The sequence below is a fragment of the Pseudomonas sp. SDO55104_S430 genome, from assembly GCF_054070595.1.
This window is the reverse complement of the sequence record NZ_JBSVXG010000451.1, coordinates 1-1678: the sequence shown is the minus strand read 5'-3', so window position 1 is coordinate 1678 and position 1678 is coordinate 1. Positions and strand designations below refer to the sequence as shown.

At 62.2% G+C, this 1678-nt stretch carries 1 protein-coding gene and 1 pseudogene; both read left to right on the top strand.

Annotated features, from left to right (window positions below; genetic code table 11):
• Window positions 1–196: pseudogene (locus tag ACW9JE_RS30610) on the top strand (hypothetical protein); the annotation flags it as partial.
• A gap of 124 nt (window positions 197–320) precedes the next feature.
• Window positions 321–1634, top strand: coding sequence for an MFS transporter (locus ACW9JE_RS30605; protein WP_224541750.1), 1314 nt, complete (start codon window positions 321–323; stop codon window positions 1632–1634).
• Window positions 1635–1678 lie beyond the last annotated feature (44 nt).

Below are 1678 nucleotides of genomic sequence, written 5' to 3'. Positions count from 1 at the left end.
AACTTGTGGGGGTGGGCTTGCCCGCGAGGGTGTGGTGTCAGGCGACATTGATGTTGAATGTGCCGGCCTTTTCGCGGGCAAGCCCGCTCCCACAGTGGATTTTTGTCGGTCGCAGATATTGCGTGCTGCCCTTCAAGGGCTTGGCGGGAAATGCGATTTTTTTGTCCTTGTTGAATCGTTAGCCTCCTTCCTATAATCGATCCGCTTACCCAAGCCCCTTCTGTACCGTGCTACCCGCACTCCGCTGCAAGCCCACATCCCTGGGTGTTCGACCATAATAATTCGCTCCACCGGAGCACATGACTGTCAGGGATTACCGCATGACGACCAGCACAACTTACAGCGATTCCGCGCCTGCACCGACGAACTCCGCCACCCGTGTCGCCACGGCGAGCTTCATCGGCACCGCCATCGAGTTCTACGATTTCTACGTTTATGCCACCGCCGCCGCGCTGGTGATCGGGCCGGTGTTCTTTCCGCAGACCTCCGGCACGGCCCAGATGCTTTCGGCCTTCCTGACGTTTGGCATCGCCTTCCTTGCCCGCCCCCTCGGTTCGGCGCTGTTCGGTCACTTCGGTGATCGCATCGGGCGCAAATCCACGCTGGTAGCTTCTCTTCTGTTGATGGGCGTGTGTACCACGCTGATCGGCGTGCTGCCGGGTTACGACAGCATCGGCGCCTGGGCTCCGATCCTGCTCTGTGTGCTGCGTTTCGGTCAGGGCCTCGGGCTGGGCGGTGAATGGGGTGGCGCGGCGTTGCTCGCCACCGAAAACGCCCCCAAGGACAAACGCGCCTGGTTTGGCATGTTCCCGCAGCTCGGCCCTTCCATCGGTTTCCTGGCAGCCAACGGACTGTTTTTGACGTTAGCGATGGTGCTGGACGACGAACAGTTCCGCTCCTGGGGCTGGCGGATTCCGTTCCTGCTCAGCGCCGCATTGGTGATGGTCGGCCTGTACGTGCGCCTCAAGCTGCACGAGACGCCGGTGTTCGCCAATGCCATGGCCCGTGAAGAGCGGGTGAAGATCCCGCTGGTCGAGCTGTTCAGCCAGTACTGGCTGCCGGTGCTGCTGGGTGCCGGGGCGATGGTGGTGTGTTACGCGCTGTTTTATATCTCCACGGTGTTTTCCCTCAGTTATGGTGTGGCGACCCTGGGTTACAGCCGCGAAACCTTCCTCGGCCTGCTGTGCTTTGCCGTGCTGTTCATGGCGGCGGCCACGCCGTTGTCGGCCTGGGCGAGCGACAAGCTGGGCCGCAAGCCGGTGCTGATCGTCGGTGGTGTGCTGGCGATTCTGTCCGGTTTCCTGATGGAGCCGCTGCTGACCCAGGGTTCGACCTGGGGCGTGGCGCTGTTCCTGTGCATTGAATTGTTCCTGATGGGCGTGACCTTCGCGCCGATGGGTGCGCTGCTGCCGGAGCTGTTTCCTACGCACGTGCGCTACACCGGCGCCTCGGCGGCCTACAACCTGGGCGGGATCGTCGGCGCCTCGGCGGCACCGTTCTTTGCCCAGAAGCTGGTGGCGATGGGTGGCTTGGGTTATGTCGGCGGGTATGTGTCGGGGGCGGCGGTGTTGAGCCTGATTGCCGTGCTGTGCCTGAAAGAGACGCGCCATAACGATCTGAATCGCATCGACTGACAGATGGCCTTCGCGGGCAAGCCTCGCTCCTACAGGGCATCACG

Excerpts from the sequence above, each read along its gene's own strand:
- ACW9JE_RS30605 (WP_224541750.1), top strand. The coding sequence starts at position 321 with ATGACGACCAGCACAACTTACAGCGATTCCGCGCCTGCACCGACGAAC.